The following is a 17873-nucleotide window of genomic DNA, read 5'->3' on the forward strand; positions in this document are numbered from 1 at the left end:
CCAGCCTACAAACTTCATCCTGCACCGGGTATTTCCGCTTTTAACTCCGCCAGCGTTTTGGCACCGTCAATGGCGTTTGCACACAGCAGACTGGCCCGTGCGCAGGCATGCGCCAGCGTAATGCTGTCGGCCAGCGGCCATGACTCATGACAGCCGTACAGAAAACCCGCGCAAAAGGCGTCACCTGCGCCAACGCTGCCGACGATCTCCTCCTGCGCCAGTTTTTGCGACGGTATCCAGACGCCAGGCTGGTCCGGCGTTTCCCCCCACGCCCCTTCCGGGCAGTGGATCACCACGCGCTGTCGAACGCCGGCATTGAGCAGCTCTTGCGCGATGCAGGCGATGTGCGGAATATGCGGTCCGCCGTCCGGATAGCGAACCTCCAGACCGCTGAACTCTCCGGCTTCCAGCTCGTTAATCACCAGATAATCAAGATGACGCAATGTGGGCATCACCAGCGGCTGATAACGCGGATCGCCCTTACGCGAGACCAGATCCAGCGACGTTTCAAACCCATTCTCGCGCATCTGCGCTAATAACCGCGCGCTACGCGTACCGTACTGACCATCCGGCATATCCAGACTGTCGAGCAGCAGCAGATAACCGAGATGGAAGATTTTCATCGAGTTATCGAGCTGATCAAAGGCGGGCAGATCCAACAGGCGGTTCGCGCCAGGCGAGTGAAAAAAAGTGCGCTGGCCGCTGGGATCGGTCATCACTTGCGACATTGAGGTCGGGGCGAAGGTGGTGCGCTGCACATGCTGGCGATTGACATGATACTGCTCCAGCATCGCCATAATGTAGTCGCCGTCACTGTCCTGACCGATGAGCCCCACGGCCTGCAAAGGCAAACCGGTGTGCATTTTTGCCAGTGTCAACAAGACGTTAAGCGGTGCGCCGCCCGTAGAACGCTCGCTGTGAATAATTTCTGCCAGCCAGCCGCGCTCCGGCCACTGCACAATTTGATGCACGTGATCGACCAGCATATTGCCCGCAGCGATGATACCTTTGCGTTCCATCACACTTTCCCCACGCTGCCAAAAATGCGCATCTGCTCAGAGACGGTATCGGTAATCGCGGCCTCAATGCCCAGCAATAGCTCGGCAAATTCATCGTACAGCGGCTGGCGGTTCGCCATGCGAGACTCGATGGCGGCCAGCGCCGCCTGCGACATGCCGGTGTAGAAGTTGATTTTGTGAATGCCCAGTTCGATGGCGCGACGAAAATCAGCGTCGCTGATGCCGGAACCGCCGTGCAGTACCAGGGGGATCGCCGCCTGCTGGCGGATCTCATCCAGACGTGGGAAATCGAGTTTCGGCTCGCCTTTGTATTTACCGTGTGCGTTGCCGATGGCGACCGCGAGAGCGTCAATCCCGGTTCTGTCGACGAAGTCCCGCGCCAGCAGCGGATCGGTAAACAGCGATTCGTCGGCATGACCATACAGCGCGCCGCCTTCGTCACCGCCGACGGCCCCCAGTTCAGCCTCTACGGATACGCCCACTGCGTGGCACATTTTCACCACTTCGCGGGTCTGGCGAATGTTTTCTTCATACTCCAGCGTCGAGCCGTCAAACATCACCGAACTGAAGCCCAGACGCAGCGCCTGCACTACCGATTCAAAATGCAGTCCGTGGTCGAGATTCAATACCACCGGAATGTCGTGGCGCGCCGCCTCGAATTTAATGGTCTCGACCAGCGAATCCAGCGAGACATACTTAAAATGCACTTCGGCAATATTGATGATAAACGGCGAACGTTCTTGCTTCGCCGCGGCAAACAGCGCGCGCAAGAAGTGGGAGTCCAGCACGTTAAACGCCCCTAAAGCGTAGCGATGCTCACGGGCATGGGCGAGCCCATCAGCAAGAGAAATCAATGGCATAACAGCCTCCTTGTTCAACGGAACAGTCGATACTCGTTACACAGCACCAGTTGCGCCGGTTCATCTTCTTCAATGTTGTTATAACGGGCGAGAGGCTGCAGGAAGTGATTGTCGTGGTCGTCGTCATTGACGGAAGAGACTTCGCCGACCAGTACATCGCCAAATCCTTGTTCCGCCCAAAAGCTGTGATACAAACCGGGCGTCAGGCAGATGCTCTCCCCAGGCGTCAGGCGTAGCTGGCTTCCTGCCGCGTGGGTTTGTCGACAGCCATCAATCACCACCGTGACGGCGCTATTATCGGTTTGATCGTGGGCGTTGGCGTTCCACAACTCAACGATCAGATTACCGCCGCCGCGATTGATGATGTCTTCCTGCTTGCGCCAGTGAAAATGCATCGGCGTGATTTGCGCGTCCCGCACATGCATGATTTTTTCGGCGTAGCACTTTTCGTAAGGGAAGGCTTTGGGTGAACCGTTGCGCAGGGTAAACAGCGTTAGCCCTAAGGCGGCGAAGTTTTCCCCGCCAAATGCGGTCACATCCCAGCCGAGCTTGAGATCGAACACTTCACGCCAGGCGTCGGCATCCAGCTGTCGCCACTGCGTTGGCGCAAAACTGGCGAAGGGCGGAAGGTGGATGTCATGCATGGAAAAAAACTGCCGTGTATGACCGAGAATTTCGTTTATTTCGGAGCGCTTCATGGAGAGGATTCTCCTTGTGTAATGTCACCTTGTAGGCCGGATAAGGCATTTTGCCGCCATCCGGCACGAATTTATTGCCTGATGGCGCTGCGCTTATCAGGCCTGGACAGAGGCCGCTTTCCGCTATTTCACCGTCCAACCCTTATAGCCGCTGACGTTGCTCTTATCGATCATCGTCACTGGGATCAGCACTGGCTCTTTCGGTGCGGGTTTCCCCTGTAGAATGTCATAGCCGATTTCTACCGCTTTTGCCGCCATCACCTGCGGATCTTGTGCAGGCGTTGCGACAAACAGCGAATTCTCACGCTTCAGCGCCTCTTCACCATCCGGGCTGCCATCGACGCCGACAATAAAGAACTCGTTACGTTGCGCCTGTTTTGCTGCGAGATCGGCACCGATCGCCGTCGGATCGTTAATCGCAAACACGCCGTCGATCTTCGGATTCGCCGCCAGCAGAGCGGTCATCACTTCCAGTCCGCCTTCACGGCTGCCTTTGGCGTTCTGGTTATCGGAAAGCACCTTGATATCCGGATGCTTTTTGAATTCGCTCTGGCAGCCTTCTACCCGGTTCTGCACCGCAGACACTGGCGGTCCGTTAATGATCACGACATTGCCTTTGCCTTTCAGGCGATCGGTGATGTATTTACACGCCATTTCCCCCGCCTGGGTGTTATTAGAGGTAATGGTGGCGTCTGCGCCTTCTGCTGCGACGTCAACTGCGACGACCACAATCCCCGCGTCTTTTGCCCGCTTCACCGCCGGGCCGATCCCTTTAGAATCTGCCGCGTTAAGGATTATCATGTCGACTTTGGCGGCGATAAAGTTGTCGATCTGCGACACCTGCTGGCCCAGATCGTAACCGCTGGAAACCAGCGTTACTTTCACGCTGTCGCCCGCCAGCTTGCGTGCTTCCAGCTCCGCCCCTTTGGTGATCTGCACGAAGAACGGGTTAGCAAGATCGCCCACCGTCACGCCGATCGATTTGAGATCTTTGGCCTGCGTAAACGGTGCTGCGGTCAGCAGCGCGCCTGCACAGAGCGCGGTCACTAATGGCTTCAAACGCATAGTCTTTTCCTCACGTAGGGTACTTTTTGTTGTCATTGCCTGATGGCGCTTCGCTTATCAGGCCTACGGGGTTGTAGGACGGATAAGGCGTGTGCGCTGCCATCTGGCAGATGTGTTATGCACTTTGATGATGTCGGGTACGGTATTTGTCGATCAGCACTGCAATGATGATCACCGCCCCTTTGATCACCAGTTGCCAGAAGTAGGAGACGCCCATCAGCGTCATGCCGTTGTTGAGGGTGGCAATGATCAACGCCCCCACCAGCGTGCCGGTGATCGTACCGATCCCGCCGACAAAACTGGTGCCGCCGAGGATCACCGCGGCGATGGCGTCCAGTTCGTAGCCCATCCCTAAGTTGCCGTTGGCGCTGTACAGACGTGAGGCGCTCATCACCCCACCAAGCCCGGAGAGCAGGCCGCTCATGCCGTACACAAACAGCAGCACCAGCCACACTTTGATACCGGTTAAGCGCGCCGCCTGCATATTGCCGCCGACAGCGTAGATATGAACTCCCAGCGTGGTGCGGCGGAGAATGAACCAGCACACCACAATGACCGCCAGCGCAATCACCACCAGCCACGGAATCGGCCCGAGATAGTTATTGCCGATCCACTCGAAACTGATGTTGGAGTTGATGACCGTTGTGCCATCTGCCAGCAGATAGGCCGCTCCGCGCAACGCTGTATAGGTGCCGAGAGTGACAATAAACGGCGGCAGTCCGGCAAAGGCCACCAGCGCGCCGTTAAACAAGCCCAGCAGCATGCCGAGCATCAGCGCGACGGGTACAGAGAGCATGGCGAATTCGGGGATCAGTGAAACCGCCATCGCCGCCACTGCGGTGGTGCCAAGAATCGACCCGACAGAAAGATCGATACCGCCGGTCAGAATGATGAAAGTCATTCCCGCCGCTAACACGATGTTAATCGACGCCTGGCGGGTAATATTCAGCAGGTTGCTCTCGGTAAAAAAGTTGGGCGCGATAAAGCCAAACACGGCAACAATCAGGATAAGAATGGGCAGGATACCGACGGTTTGCATCAGATCGCCCATCAGCATTTTTTTGGCGGAGGCGGATTTCGCCACCTGCTGGGGAGTGGTTGAATTATTCATGATTGCCTCGCCTGAGGGTGGGAATCGTTCGCGCCGGTGGCCAGCGTCATAATGTTTTCCTGAGAAATGTGTTTACCGTCCAGCTCTCCGGCTATGCTGCCTTCGTGCATGACGTACACCCGATCGCTCATGCCGACGACCTCCGGCAGTTCGCTGGAGATCATCAGGATCGCCACGCCCTGGCGCGCCATGTCATTCATAATGCGGTAGATCTCGCTTTTGGCGCCGACATCGACGCCGCGCGTCGGTTCATCAAGGATCAAGATGCGTGGGCCAATCGCCACCCAGCGTGAAATCAATAGCTTTTGCTGGTTGCCGCCGGAAAGTCCGCCCGCCCGTACCTGCGCATGGGGCACTCGGATGTTGAGTAACTGAATGGCATCGTCGGAGATCGTCTGCGCTTTTTTGCGGTTGAGCATGCCCCAGGTAGCGTCACGCTCCAGCGTCGCCATCGTGATGTTCTCTGCCGCCGCCAGCTCTAAAAACAGCCCCTGTTCTTTGCGGTTTTCGGTGAGATAACCGATGCCATAGTCGATAGCTTCGCGTGGGGAGTGGATCACTACCGGTTCGCCATCCACTTCAATCATGCCGCCAGTGGCTTTGCACACGCCAAAAATCAGTTGCGCCAGTTCAGAGCGTCCGGCGCCGACTAAACCCGCCAGGCCGACAATTTCCCCGGAACGCACCAGCAAACTGCACGGCTGCACTTTGCCGCCGTCGGTCAGGTGATGCACATTCAGGCGCGCTTTTCCGAGTGGAATATCACGCTCTTTGTTAAACAGATCGCTCAGTGGCCGACCCACCATCATGCGCACCAGTTCAGCGGCGTTGAGCTTGTCGCGGGTCAGGCTGCCAACGTACTGCCCGTCGCGCAGCACGCTGACGCGATCCGAAAGCTCGTACACTTCCGCCATGCGGTGGCTGATGTAGATAATTGCCATCCCTTCATCACGCAGACGCATGATCAGTTCAAACAGACGGTGGGTTTCACGCGAGGAGAGGGCGGCGGTGGGTTCATCCATCACCAGAATACGGCTGTTGCGGTGCAGGGCGCGGGCGATTTCCACTTGTTGTTGTTCGGCGATGGTCAGCCGCATCACTTTATCGCTGGCTTTAAACTGCGCGCCGAGGCGATCGATAACCTGCTGCGCCTGCAGAACCATCTCTTTGCGTTGCACCAGCCCGCCGCGCGACAGCTCGCTACCGAGGAAAATGTTCTCCGCGACCGTCAGGTTGGGGGCCAGCTGCATTTCCTGATAAATCAGGGTAATGCCAGCGCTCAGGGCCTCTTTTGGGCCTTTGATATGGAAGGGCTGACCGTCAATCAGGATCTCGCCGCTGGTGGCGCTGTACGCCCCGGCAAGCACCTTCATCAGGGTACTTTTTCCCGCGCCGTTTTCCCCCATCAGGGCGTGAATTTCGCCGGGATATACCGTCAAATCGACCCCTTTCAGTGCGTAAAATTTGCCAAAGGCTTTGGCAATATTGCGCATTTCCAGAACCGGTGCCCTGCTCATGGCGGATCTCCTGCGGGGTTGTCGATATCAGCAGTCCATCACAGGAAAGTAAATGCAAAATGTCAGAAGCCGTTCATATTTGTCATAGTGATATTTTTCTTCATGGAGCGTGATATGCCGCAGCCTGGGCGTCACTTTTTCGCCAGCGCGCGCGGGCGATTGCTGTTCTTTAACCTACTGGTGGTGGCGGTCACGCTGATGGTGAGCGGCGTGGCGGTGCTCGGTTTTCGACACGCCAGCCAGATTCAGGAGCAGGTACAGCAACAAACGGTCGATGACATGACTGGCAGCATGAATCTGGCGCGCGACACCGCCAACGTAGCGACGGCGGCGGTGCGACTGTCACAGGTGGTCGGCGCGCTGGAATACAAAGGTGAGGCGGAACGCTTACAGGAGACGCAGCGTGCGCTGAAACAGTCGCTGGAACAACTGGCCGCCGCCCCGCTGGCGCAGCAGGAGCCGGACCTGGTCGCCCGCATTATTCAGCGCAGCAACGAACTGCAAACCAGCGTGGCGGGCATGCTCCAGCGCGGGCAGCGACGGCATCTTGAGCGTAATGCGCTACTGAGTTTGCTGTATCAGAATCTGAGCTACCTGCGACATCTACAAACGATCAATGCGGCGCAGAACGGCGTTTTGTTCGCTCAGATGGACAGACTGATCGTGGCGGCTATCGAAACCCCCACGCCGCGCTCAGTCGTTAAACAACTGGATGGCGTGATGCCCTTGTTGCCGACGCATAACGTTAACCCACTGGTCAATGGCATCCTCAGTGACTTCAATCAGGAATTACGCCAGCTCGAACCGCTTTCGGCGGCGCTGGAACAAAGCGATCTGGCGATCATCTGGTATATGTTCCACATCAAAGCGCTGGTGGCGATCCTCAACAGCGACATCAATCAATATGTGGCGCAGGTGGCGGCCAGTTCAGAGCAGCGCGTGGCGCAAAGCCATCAGGAATTGCAGTCTATCATTATGTTTATCATGACATTTGCCCTGCTGGCGATTGTCATTACCGGGTTTGCGGGCTGGTATATTTATCGCAATCTCGGCTCCAATCTGACGGCAATCTCGCGGGCGATGTCCCGCCTGGCGCACGGGGAATCGGACGTCAGCGTCCCTGCTTTGCAGCGGCGCGACGAACTGGGAGAACTGGCGCGCGCGTTCAACGTTTTTGCCCGAAATACCGCCTCGCTGGAGCACACCTCGCGTCTATTGAAGGAAAAAAGCACGCAACTGGAAATCGACAGAATCGAGCGCAAAGGACTGGAGGAAGCGCTACTGCACAGCCAGAAAATGAAAGCGGTAGGGCAACTGACGGGAGGGCTGGCGCATGACTTTAACAATTTGTTGGCGGTGATTATCGGCAGTCTGGAGCTGGTTAACCCCGACTCGCCGGAGGCGGCGCGAATTTCGCGGGCGCTGAAAGCGGCGGAGCGTGGGGCGCTACTGACCCAGCGGCTACTGGCTTTCTCCCGCAAGCAGTCCCTGCATCCCCATGCGGTGGAGCTGAGAACGTTACTGGAGAATCTTGGCGAGCTGATGCGCCACTCGTTGCCCGCCACCCTGACGCTGGACATTGAAGCTCAGTCGCCTGCCTGGCCCGCGTGGATTGACGTCAGCCAACTGGAAAATGCCCTCATCAACCTGGTGATGAACGCCCGTGATGCAATGGAGGGGCAAATGGGCACCATCAAAATTCGCACCTGGAATCAGCGCGTCACGCGAAGCAGCGGGCGTAAAGAAGATATGGTTATCCTGGAGATTGCGGATCACGGTTGCGGTATGTCGCAGGAGATCAAAGCGCAGGTTTTTGAACCGTTCTTCACCACCAAACAGACCGGCAGCGGCAGCGGCCTCGGGCTCTCGATGGTGTACGGATTTGTGCGCCAGTCCGGCGGACGGGTGGAAATTGAGAGTGCGCCGGGGCAGGGAACGACGGTCAGATTGCAACTGCCCCGCGCGATTGTACCTGTCGCGACCGCTGCGGAACCGTTGGCAGAAGAGGACGTTGCCCGCACGGATAAACTGGTTCTGGTTCTCGAAGATGAAGCCGATGTACGCCAGACGCTGTGTGAGCAGCTGCATTTATTAGGTTATCTGACGCTGGAAGCCGCCAACGGCGAGCAGGCGATGCAGATGCTGGCAGCCTCTTCAGAGATCGACATTTTTATCAGTGACTTAATGCTACCTGGCGGGTTAAGCGGCGCGGATGTGGTGAACCATGCGCTGAAACACTATCCCCATCTGACGCTACTGCTGATCAGCGGTCAGGATTTACGTCCGGCAAACAACCCCGCGCTGCCGGATGTGGCGCTACTGCGTAAACCGTTTACCCGGGGGCAGCTTGTGCAGGCGCTGCATCAGGCAGTAATAAAAAGCGACAGCGCGCCAGTGATGTGGCAACAGAACAGCATGAATTGAGATTCCTCCGCTACTCCCCGCGTTTACCTTTCATTAACCTAAAGCCAGCTCATCTGCGAGACTGGTCCTATGAAACGTTATGCTATCGCTCTGTTACTGAGTTTGTGCTCTTTAGGCAGCCCACTGGCCTATGCCGACATTATCGATGATGCCATCGGCAACATTCAGCAGGCGATCAGCGATGCCTACAAGCCCGATAATGGTCGCCGCTATGACGATGACTCTCGGGATGACAACTGGCAACAGCAGATGAGCGACGATCGCCGCAGGCAGTACGACGACAGGCGTCGCCAGTTTGAAGACCGGCGCCGCCAGCTGGATGAGCGCCAGCGCCAGCTCGATCAGGAGCGTCGTCAGCTAGAAGATGATGAGCGAAGGATGGAAGAGGACTACTATCGCTAGCTGCTAATCCTTGCGGTTTCGGCGCAGTCCTTTCCAGCGCTCTCGGGAATTCAACGCGCGCGTTTACCCGTTTGTTTCGGGTCGAACCGTGTTGAGGCGATTGCCATGCCCGGCGAGACGAGGGGCGAAAAAGCCCAATACGCCGCCTGCGAACAGGCCAGTACAGAACACAATCCACACAAACTCTTCACTGAATAATGCCCTGGCGCTGAGCGCGTGGGGAATCAGTTCGTAAAGCATCGCGAGCACACCGCCAATCGCCGCGCAGGCGAGGCTACGCCAGTAACGTGATTCGTAAATTTTGTCCGCCAGGCAGGCGCTAAGTATCCCTGTCGCCAGCGCCGGGAGTGCGCCAAGTAACCACGTTATTACCAGAAACTGTGGCAACACTCTGCTGATATCGAACAGCAACTCCCACGGGGAATCTCTAAAATAGAGCGCCGTGATGGCGATAGTGAGGGGGACGCCAATAAACGGCCCCAACAACGTAAACCAGCAGGCATGATGGATAATACGGCGTGTTTTTATTTTCACAGGATCCCCTCAGCGTGTTTTCTCTGAAGGGACAATAAGTCGCGTAAGTGAAGAGACGATGAAGTGTGGCTAATCCAGCACAATTTCCATCCCATCGAAGCCCGCTTCAATGCCTTCCGGCAGCGGGTTCTCCATCAGCCACAGGTCGAACTGATGGCTGATGTGGGTGAGGATCACCCGTGGGCTGCGGATGACGTCGTTCAGCGCCAGCACCGTGTTTACGTCACAGTGGTTACGTGGCGGCGTTTCGCGCGGCGGGTGGCTACAGTCGATAATGATCGCCTGCGGCTGATTGTTCTGTAAAAATTTCAGTGTTTTGTCTGGCAATCCGGCGGTATCGGCGAGCCACGCCACACGGCTGTGCGCCGTTTCCAGCAGATAGCCAAACGTCAGCTTTGAGTGATTCAACGGCAGTGGCGTGACCTGCAATCCCTGCAAATCAAACACCACAAACGGCTTCACCGTGTGACTGAAATCCAGAATACCAGGATGTTTAAACAAATCATCACAACCTTGATCGTCCGGCGGGCCGTATACCGGGATCGTCGCCCCCACACCCCAGCGGAGCGGAAACAGCCCTTGGACATGATCCATATGGTAGTGAGTGAGCAGAAACTGCCGGAAAGAGCCGGCAGGCCAGTTGTCCATCAGATCGTGCAGACCGGCGTCCAGCAGCGTTACTGCGTCGTTGAATTTGAGTGATCCACTACAGGGGCGGCGGCGATAGTGCGGCTGCACGCGCGCGCGACGACAGGCGGCGCAGTCGCAACCAAACACGGGCACCTGCTGTGCGCCACCGGTGCCGGTTAAGGTGATGGTCAAACTCATCGTGACTCCCCTTGTCGTATCGTGCCGGATGGCGACGCGAGCGTCTTATCCGGCCTACATACCTCACAGTGCTTTGGTGAAGCGGAAATGGCTCCGTTCATAGCCTTCGCGCAGGTAAAAACGGTGCGCGTTGTGACGCGTCACGCTGGTAGAAAGCTCAGTCATTTCTGCCCCCGCCTGGCGCGCTTCCTCCTCTGCCCACGCCAGCAGCCGACTGCCGACTTTGCCACCGCGTGCATGCGGCATCACCACCAGTTCCTGAATTTCGCCAATCCAGTTGGCGTGATGCAGATGAAACTGCAGATGCAAACCAATCATGCCAACCACCTGGCCGTCGAGCAGCGCCAGTTGGTAGCGCAGATTGCTATCCTGCAAATTGGCGGCAAACCCGGCGTTAAAGGCCTGGCGGTTAAATTCGGCCTGCTTCAGTTCGCAGATAAGCGCGTAGACGGCCTCGGTATCGCCTGGCGTGGCGCGGCGTAGTTCACAGTTAAACATCTATTTTCTCCTTGTGACCCATCAGCGCGAGTAACGCATCGACGGACTGCAGTAAACTTCCGTCGTTATTCAGCGTATGACAGTTAAATGGCGCGTAACGGGCGGCGCGCTCGAGGCGGGCGGCGATTTCCGTTTCATTTTCTCTCCCGCGAGCCTGTAAGCGCTGGCGCAGGATAGCAGAAGATACCTGTAAACAGACAGGAAACAACGATACGCCATAGCGCGCCCGCGCTTGCGCCAGATGCGCGCGTGAACCGTTGACCACGACGTCGAAACCGGCGTGGAGCCAGAGGTCAATTTCTATCCCTATACCGTAGTAAAAACCGTTGGCGTGCCAGCTTAGCGCCAGCAGATTCTGCCCGGCGCGGGTAAAAAACTCGTGTTCGCTGAGGGCAATATGGTTTTCATGCCCGGCGTTGGCTGCCCGGGTGATGTAGCGATGCGCCACCAGCAGCTGCGCAGGTTCCTGTTGGCGAAGTGCCGTCAGCAGGCTGTCCTTCCCAGAGCCGGACGGCCCCATTAACCAGATCAGTTTTCCCATCGTCAGAACACCCTTTTCCCCTGCCGCCAGACGTGGTCGATATGAATGTTGCCGCCTTTGCGGTGCGCCAGCACCAGGTCGGCACGTTTGCCTTTGGCGATCACGCCGCGATCGTCGAGGTTCAGCGCCCGCGCCGGGTTACGGGTGACCAGTTGAATGGCCTGCGGCAGCGTAAAGCGGTTGGCAGTGTCATCTGCGACGCGAAATGCCGCATCAAGCAGGCTGGCAGGGTAGTAGTCGGAAGAGAGGATATCCAGCAGTCCCATTTCTGCCAGCGTATGCGCCGCCACGTTGCCGGAGTGGGAACCGCCGCGCACGATGTTGGGTGCGCCCATCAGCACGTTCATTCCGTGCTGGCGCGAGGCTTCTGCGGCTGTGAATGTGGTGGGAAATTCAGCGATTACGCTGCCAAGTTGATGCGATTCCTGCACATGTTCTTGGGTGGCGTCATCATGGCTCGCCAGCGCGATATGCCGCTCGCGACACAGCTGCGCAATGGCAGTGCGGTTCGGCTGCGACCAGCGCGCCGCAAGCTGAAGCTGTTCCTCTTCGTAGCGGGCCATCTGTTCATCGGTGAGAGAATATTTGCCCTGATAATATTCGCGGTATTTTTCTCGGCTGGCGAACTGACGCTGCCCCGGCGAGTGATCCATCAGCGACACCAGCGTCACCGGTTCGCGACCCACTAGCTTTTCAAACAGCGGCAGGGTGGTGTGGTGCGGTAACTCGCAGCGCAGATGCAGACGGTGTTCGGCACGGTTGACCCCGCGCTTTTGCGTCTCCTCCACGGCATTGATCATCTTCTCCAGATTTTCCAGACGGTCGCCGCCGTCGCGCACATCGCCAATCGCCACCGCGTCGAGCACGGTGGTGATGCCGCTGGCGACCATCAGCGCGTCATGGCTGCTCATCGCCGAATGGGCGGGCCAGTCCACCTTCGGACGCGGGGTGAAGAATTTGTCGAGATTATCGGTATGCAGCTCAATCAGCCCCGGCAGCAGCCAGCCGCCTTCGCCGTCCAGCGCCTCAGGAAGACGGCTCTGACTTTGCGCAAAGGCGCGAATCACGCCATCCTGCATTTCCAGCGAACCGTGCACCACTTCATCTTCCAGCACCAGTTTTACATTGTTGATAATCATGCTGTTGTTCCCATCAGATGCAATCGATCCGCCACGCGCTCGCGCACGGTGCTATCGTGAAAAATGCCGACAATCGCTGCGCCGCGTGTTTTCGCCTCTTCAATCAGCACCACCACCGCCGCGCTGTTTTTAGCGTCCAGCGAGGCGGTGGGTTCATCAAGCAGCAGAATGGGGTAATCGACAATAAATCCACGGGCGATGTTGACGCGCTGCTGTTCACCGCCGGAAAAGGTGGATGGGGCGAGATGCCACAGCCGTTCCGGCACGTTCAGACGGGTCAGCAGGTTTGCCGCTTTGGCGGCGCACGCCTCGCGCGGTTCGCCGAGATCCAGTAGCGGCTGCATCACCACGTCCAGCGCGCAGACGCGCGGGATCACCCGCAGGAATTGGCTGACCCAGCCAATCGTAGAGCGACGGACTTCCAGCACCTTGCGGGCCGGTGCCTGTACCAGATCCACCCATTCGGCGTGATGGCGAATGTGAATATGCCCTTCGTCGGGCAGATAGTTAGCGTACAAGGAGCGTAACAGCGTCGATTTGCCGCTGCCGGAGTGGCCGTGCAGCACCACGCATTCGCCCTTTTTTACCTCCAGCGAGGCATTTTGCAGCACCGGCAGGCGCACGCCGTTTTGCTGGTGAAGCACAAAGGTTTTACTCACGTTTTCAACGCGGATCGCGTTCATTTTTAGCCTCTTTAAGCATTTGTGCATTCAATTGCCTGATGGCGCTTTGCTTATCAGGCCTACAGGTTTCGTAGGCCGGATAAGACGCGTTAGCGTCACCATCCGGCAAAACAGCGACATCAATTCTGTAAAACCGACGACACCAGCAACTGGGTATAAGGGTGATGCGGATCGTCGAGCACACGGTCGGTTAACCCACTTTCCACCACCTGGCCCTGCTTCATCACCAGCAGACGGTCCGCCAGCAGGCGCGCGACGCCCAAATCATGGGTGACAATCACCACCGCCAGATCCAGCTCCACCACCAGCCCGCGCAACAGGTCCAGCAGTTTGGCCTGTACGGAAACGTCCAGCCCGCCGGTGGGTTCATCCATAAACACCAGCTTCGGGTGAGTGACGAGGTTACGGGCAATCTGCAAACGCTGCTGCATACCGCCGGAAAAGGTGGTTGGCAGATCGTCAATACGTGAGGCGGGGATCTCCACCTCCTCCAGCCAGCGTTTCGCGGTAGTGCGAATCTCACCGTAGTGACGCGCGCCGGTCGCCATCAGGCGTTCGCCGATATTGCCGCCCGCCGACACCTGACGGCGCAGACCGTCCAGCGGGTGCTGATGCACCACGCCCCATTCGGTGCGCAGCAGGCGGCGACGGTCAGCTTCGTGCATGCCGTACAACGAACGGTTCTGGTACTGAATCTCGCCCGACTGCGGCGTCAGGCGTGAAGAGATCGATTTCAGCAGGGTGGTTTTGCCGGACCCGGACTCCCCGACAATGCCCAGCACTTCGCCGGGCCACAGGTCAAAAGAGACCTCGCTGAAGCCTTTGCCCGGCGCGTAGAGATGGGTCAGGTTGTTAACCGAAAGCAGCGGTTGCGTCATTGGCTGAGGGCCTCGCTCTGTTGGCGGCAATAGTCGGTGTCGGAGCAAACAAACATCCGTTTGCCGGTGTCATCGAGCACCACTTCATCAAGATAACTGTGGGTCGAACCGCAGAGGGCGCAGGGCTCATCCCAGGTTTGTACGGAAAACGGGTGATCGTCGAAATCGAGGCTTTCCACGCGGGTATACGGCGGCACGGCATAGATCCGTTTTTCGCGTCCCGCGCCAAACAGTTGCAGGGCTGGCATCCTGTCCATCTTCGGGTTATCGAATTTCGGGATTGGCGAAGGGTCCATCACGTAGCGGCCGTTGACCTTCACCGGGTAGGCGTAAGTTGTCGCGATGTGACCGAAACGGGCGATATCTTCATACAACTTCACCTGCATGATCCCGTACTCTTCCAGCGCGTGCATGGTGCGGGTTTCCGTTTCACGCGGTTCGATAAAGCGCAGCGGTTCCGGGATCGGCACCTGGAAGATAATGATCTGATCTTCCACCAGCGGCGTTTCCGGGATCCGGTGACGGGTCTGGATCAACGTGGCATCTGCCGTGCGCTCGGTGGTGCTCACTCCGGTGACGCGTTTGAAGAAGTTGCGGATCGACACCGCGTTAGTGGTGTCATCCGCGCCCTGATCAATCACTTTCAGCACGTCCGGTTCGCCAATCACGCTGGCGGTCAACTGGATGCCGCCAGTCCCCCAACCGTAAGGCATCGGCATTTCGCGCCCGCCAAACGGCACCTGATAACCGGGAATGGCCACCGCTTTCAAAATGGCGCGGCGGATCATGCGTTTGGTCTGTTCATCCAGATAAGCAACGTTGTAGCCGGAGAGGTTAGTGGTCACGGGCGGCCTCCTGTTGCAGGCGTTTGAGCAGCTCCAGCTCGGCCTGGAAATCGACGTAATGGGGAAGTTTGAGGTGCGAAACAAACCCCGCCGCCTCGACGTTATCCGCATGCGCCAGCACGAACTCCTCGTCCTGCGCCGGTCCGGTGACCGTTTCATCGTAGTCGGGTGCCTGTAGAGCGCGGTCTACCAGCGCCATCGCCATCGCTTTGCGTTCGCTCATGCCGAACACCAGTCCGTAACCGCGAGTAAAATGCGGGGCTTCATTTTCCGGTGCGACAAAGCCGTTAACCATTTCGCACTCAGTCATCAGCAGTTCACCGACGTTTACCGCAAATCCCAACTCTTCTGGCACCATTTCCAGCTCTACGTAGCCGCTGCGGATTTCGGCGGCAAACGGGTGGTTGCGTCCGTAACCACGTTGGGTGGAGTAGGCCAGCGCCAGCAGATAGCCTTCGTCACCGCGCATCAACTGTTGCAGGCGCGAGGAACGTGAACAGGGGTAAACCGGCGGCGTGCGGGTGATGTCGTCAGGCTGAGCGCCGTTATCTTCTTCTGGCTTTGCCAGACCCTGATTGACCAGTAGCGAAAAGACGTGCGGCGCGGCGTCTTGCGCGTTCTCTGCGGGACGTAGCGGCGGCGTCTCGCCATTGGCCAGCAGGGTAAAATCGAGCAGGCGATGGGTGTAGTCGTAGGTTGGCCCCAACAACTGCCCACCGGGAATATCCTTGTAAACGGCGGAGATCCGGCGTTCCAGGCGCATCCCGGCGGTATCCAGCGGTTCGCTCACCGCCAGCTTCGCCAGCGTGGTGCGGTAGGCGCGCAGCAGGAAGATCGCTTCGACGTTATCGCCGCTGGCCTGTTTCAGCGCCAGCGCCGCCAGTTCGCGGTCAGCGATACCGCCTTCGGTCATCACCCGGTCGACGGCGAGATTCATCTGCTGTTCGATTTGCGCCACGCTCAGTTCGGCAATCGTGCTGTCACCCCGACGTCGGTGCTCCTGTAACGCATGGGCGTTGGCTATTGCCTTTTCGCCCCCTTTAACGGCGACGTACATCAGCACACCTCCACATGGGTGGTTCGGGGAATAGCCAACAGTCGGTCGCCGCAGGTGAGGATCAGATCGACCCCCAGCGGGAAAGGATGCGGGCGCTCGGTAAGTTCGTGGATCAGGCAGTCCGGCAGCTGTGGCGCGATCATGCGCTCCTCTGCAATACCCGCGCCGGTGAGACGCAGCATGCGTCCGCCGCTTAAACTGGCGACCTGCACGATGAGCGTGGCGCTGGTTTCCGGTGCGACGGCTGAACCGGCGGAGAGAGCATTTAACTGCGCGCTGCTGATGTGCTCGTCGGCGACGGCAAAGGTCGCCCGTTGCGGCTGTTCTACCAGGGTTGCGTTGGTGTGAAAACGCAGGTTCTGACTGGCAATGTCATTATTCATAGAAGGGGCCAGCCAGACCGGCGTGTCGCCGTCGACCAGCGTCAGCAGCACGCTGGTGGTAGCAAGATTCAACGGTTGCCAGCCGTGTTTCAGTTGCTGCAGGGCCACAATGACGCCCGGTTCGCTCATGGCTTTCAGCAGACGGCGAAAGCTCTGTTGTGCGTCCTGGACAGGTGAGTGAAAGGCGGTCAGTAGTGCTGTCGATCGTGTCATGCGTTATCTCCGCGTACCAGCGTGAAGAAGTCGACCCGGCTGGCGTTGACGTCGGCACGGCGAGCGTTATTTAGCGCGTCGCGTTCCGCTTCCAGCGGGGCAATTAAGGTTTCCATGAGGTTCTGGAAATGCGTCTGTTCCTGGAGCAGCGCGTCAATGACGGCGCACTGCTCGGCGTGTTGTTTGTTGCGCCCCAGCAGATAGCTGTAGCCCAGCGTGCCGCTGGCAAGGCGCACCACCGCTCGGGTGAGGGTGGTATCCCCGGCGAAGAAGCGGTTGCCAGTGCCGCCCATTCGCGCCTGAATCTGCATCAGTCCGGTTTCCGGGGCGCGAATCAATTCATATTTAGGCGTCAGCGCCTGGATGCGCGCGTTCAGTACCTCGGCGCGGCTGTAAGCCAGCGCACGCATCCAGCGCTGGCGGGTAGCGGTATCAAAGTGCATTCAGTGCTCCATGATGAATTCGATCATGTCGGCGCGGGTCAGGCTGACGGAGTATTCCGTTGCCTGCGCTTCGCTTTCACGGTGGTTCAGGGTGCGCACGCAGAGCAGCGGCGCCATATTGGGGATTTCCAGTACCTTGCTCTCTTTGGCCTGCGCGCGGCGGGCGCTGATGCGCGTTTGCGTGCGTTGCAGCGCCAGACCCGCGTACTCGCGCAGATAGTCGTGCAGCGAGCCGCTGCTAAAACCTTGTAGTAACGGCCAGAGCGTGAGGTCGGAAAAGTAGTGGTCAATCAGACACAGGGCGATGCCGTTCACCCGTCGCAGGGTGCGCAGGTGGATGACGTTGTCGCCCTCTTTGACGCTCAGCGCATCGGCAATGTGGCTGGAAGCCGGGCGCAGCACCGCCAGCAGTTTTTCGCTGGTGGGATGACTCCCCTGATCCAGCAGGTTCTGGCTGAAGCGTGCCTGGGCGTTGAGCGGGTAATCGAACGGGCGCATGAGCACCAGTATGCCGACGCCCTGACGACGCTGTACCCAGCCTTTCTCTACCAGTTGGTCGATAGCGCGGCGCAGGGTGTGGCGGTTCACCTCAAAGCGGGCGGCAAGTTGATGCTCTGCCGGAAGGTAGTCGCCGCAGCGGTAATGTTGACGAAGCTCCTGCTCAAGTCTGGCGGCAATTTCCTGATAACGTGTTGGGTAACAGGTCGGATGTGTAGACAAGTGCATAGCAATCAA

Annotated in this window: 20 protein-coding genes; 2 read left to right on the forward strand and 18 right to left on the reverse strand. The window is 58.2% G+C overall.

Annotated features, from left to right (window positions below):
- Positions 1 to 14: 14 nt before the first annotated feature.
- From NNO04_RS01190 to NNO04_RS01215, 6 genes are all read right to left on the reverse strand, one after another.
- Positions 15 to 1022: a carbohydrate kinase family protein gene (locus NNO04_RS01190; protein ID WP_271443108.1), complete on the reverse strand. Its 1008-nt coding sequence runs from the start codon at positions 1020 to 1022 to the stop codon at positions 15 to 17.
- Positions 1019 to 1879, reverse strand: coding sequence for a ketose 1,6-bisphosphate aldolase (locus tag NNO04_RS01195; protein WP_271443109.1), 861 nt, complete (start codon positions 1877 to 1879; stop codon positions 1019 to 1021). Before NNO04_RS01195 ends, NNO04_RS01190 begins: the two co-directional genes overlap by 4 nt.
- A 14-nt stretch (positions 1880 to 1893) precedes the next feature.
- Positions 1894 to 2577 carry a D-lyxose/D-mannose isomerase gene (locus NNO04_RS01200; RefSeq protein WP_271443110.1) on the reverse strand — a complete coding sequence of 228 codons (684 nt, stop codon included), beginning with the start codon at positions 2575 to 2577 and terminating at the stop codon, positions 1894 to 1896.
- A 123-nt stretch (positions 2578 to 2700) separates the two neighbouring features.
- Complete coding sequence (locus NNO04_RS01205; protein WP_271443111.1) at positions 2701 to 3642, reverse strand: ABC transporter substrate-binding protein; 942 nt, start codon at positions 3640 to 3642, stop codon at positions 2701 to 2703.
- Positions 3643 to 3757: 115 nt separating this feature from the next.
- On the reverse strand, positions 3758 to 4753 hold the full coding sequence (locus NNO04_RS01210; RefSeq protein WP_271443112.1) for an ABC transporter permease subunit: 996 nt from the start codon (positions 4751 to 4753) through the stop codon (positions 3758 to 3760).
- Positions 4750 to 6270: a sugar ABC transporter ATP-binding protein gene (locus NNO04_RS01215; protein ID WP_271443113.1), complete on the reverse strand. Its 1521-nt coding sequence runs from the start codon at positions 6268 to 6270 to the stop codon at positions 4750 to 4752. The genes NNO04_RS01210 and NNO04_RS01215 overlap by 4 nt, the downstream gene beginning before the upstream one ends.
- A gap of 114 nt (positions 6271 to 6384) precedes the next feature.
- Between NNO04_RS01215 and NNO04_RS01220 the strand changes: the two genes are divergently transcribed.
- Both NNO04_RS01220 and yjdP read left to right on the forward strand, forming a co-directional pair.
- The gene (locus tag NNO04_RS01220) at positions 6385 to 8694 is read left to right on the forward strand and encodes a hybrid sensor histidine kinase/response regulator (protein WP_271443114.1); all 2310 of its coding nucleotides are present in this window, start codon (positions 6385 to 6387) and stop codon (positions 8692 to 8694) included.
- A 69-nt stretch (positions 8695 to 8763) separates the two neighbouring features.
- The gene (gene yjdP / locus NNO04_RS01225; RefSeq protein WP_271443115.1) at positions 8764 to 9096 is read left to right on the forward strand and encodes a DDRRRQL repeat protein YjdP; all 333 of its coding nucleotides are present in this window, start codon (positions 8764 to 8766) and stop codon (positions 9094 to 9096) included.
- Positions 9097 to 9159: 63 nt separating this feature from the next.
- Here the strand turns inward: yjdP and NNO04_RS01230 are convergent, their stop codons facing one another.
- From NNO04_RS01230 to phnF, 12 genes are all read right to left on the reverse strand, one after another.
- Positions 9160 to 9630, reverse strand: a complete 471-nt coding sequence (locus NNO04_RS01230) for a hypothetical protein (RefSeq protein WP_271443116.1) — start codon at positions 9628 to 9630, stop codon at positions 9160 to 9162.
- Between the two features lie 69 nt (positions 9631 to 9699).
- The gene (gene phnP, locus NNO04_RS01235) at positions 9700 to 10458 is read right to left on the reverse strand and encodes a phosphonate metabolism protein PhnP (protein WP_271443117.1); all 759 of its coding nucleotides are present in this window, start codon (positions 10456 to 10458) and stop codon (positions 9700 to 9702) included.
- A 63-nt stretch (positions 10459 to 10521) separates the two neighbouring features.
- Positions 10522 to 10956 carry an aminoalkylphosphonate N-acetyltransferase gene (phnO, locus tag NNO04_RS01240; protein WP_271443118.1) on the reverse strand — a complete coding sequence of 145 codons (435 nt, stop codon included), beginning with the start codon at positions 10954 to 10956 and terminating at the stop codon, positions 10522 to 10524.
- Positions 10949 to 11497 (reverse strand): ribose 1,5-bisphosphokinase, encoded by a 549-nt coding sequence (gene phnN / locus NNO04_RS01245; protein WP_271443119.1) that lies wholly within the window; start codon positions 11495 to 11497, stop codon positions 10949 to 10951. The genes phnO and phnN overlap by 8 nt, the downstream gene beginning before the upstream one ends.
- 2 nt (positions 11498 to 11499) lie before the next feature.
- Positions 11500 to 12636 (reverse strand): alpha-D-ribose 1-methylphosphonate 5-triphosphate diphosphatase, encoded by a 1137-nt coding sequence (phnM, locus tag NNO04_RS01250; RefSeq protein ID WP_271443120.1) that lies wholly within the window; start codon positions 12634 to 12636, stop codon positions 11500 to 11502.
- Positions 12633 to 13319 carry a phosphonate C-P lyase system protein PhnL gene (gene phnL, locus NNO04_RS01255; RefSeq protein ID WP_271443121.1) on the reverse strand — a complete coding sequence of 229 codons (687 nt, stop codon included), beginning with the start codon at positions 13317 to 13319 and terminating at the stop codon, positions 12633 to 12635. The genes phnM and phnL overlap by 4 nt, the downstream gene beginning before the upstream one ends.
- A 119-nt stretch (positions 13320 to 13438) precedes the next feature.
- Positions 13439 to 14197: a phosphonate C-P lyase system protein PhnK gene (phnK, locus tag NNO04_RS01260; protein WP_271443122.1), complete on the reverse strand. Its 759-nt coding sequence runs from the start codon at positions 14195 to 14197 to the stop codon at positions 13439 to 13441.
- Positions 14194 to 14985, reverse strand: a complete 792-nt coding sequence (gene phnJ / locus NNO04_RS01265; RefSeq protein ID WP_271443156.1) for an alpha-D-ribose 1-methylphosphonate 5-phosphate C-P-lyase PhnJ — start codon at positions 14983 to 14985, stop codon at positions 14194 to 14196. The genes phnK and phnJ overlap by 4 nt, the downstream gene beginning before the upstream one ends.
- A 46-nt stretch (positions 14986 to 15031) precedes the next feature.
- Positions 15032 to 16099, reverse strand: coding sequence for a carbon-phosphorus lyase complex subunit PhnI (locus NNO04_RS01270; protein WP_271443123.1), 1068 nt, complete (start codon positions 16097 to 16099; stop codon positions 15032 to 15034).
- The gene (phnH, locus tag NNO04_RS01275; protein WP_271443124.1) at positions 16099 to 16695 is read right to left on the reverse strand and encodes a phosphonate C-P lyase system protein PhnH; all 597 of its coding nucleotides are present in this window, start codon (positions 16693 to 16695) and stop codon (positions 16099 to 16101) included. The genes NNO04_RS01270 and phnH overlap by 1 nt, the downstream gene beginning before the upstream one ends.
- The gene (phnG, locus tag NNO04_RS01280) at positions 16692 to 17138 is read right to left on the reverse strand and encodes a phosphonate C-P lyase system protein PhnG (RefSeq protein ID WP_271443125.1); all 447 of its coding nucleotides are present in this window, start codon (positions 17136 to 17138) and stop codon (positions 16692 to 16694) included. Before phnG ends, phnH begins: the two co-directional genes overlap by 4 nt.
- Entirely contained in the window at positions 17139 to 17864 is a 726-nt protein-coding gene (phnF, locus tag NNO04_RS01285; RefSeq protein ID WP_271443126.1) for a phosphonate metabolism transcriptional regulator PhnF, read from the reverse strand.
- Between the last annotated feature and the right edge of the window lie 9 nt (positions 17865 to 17873).

The organism is Citrobacter sp. Awk 4, assembly GCF_028069725.1.
Classification (GTDB): Bacteria; Pseudomonadota; Gammaproteobacteria; order Enterobacterales; family Enterobacteriaceae; genus Citrobacter_D.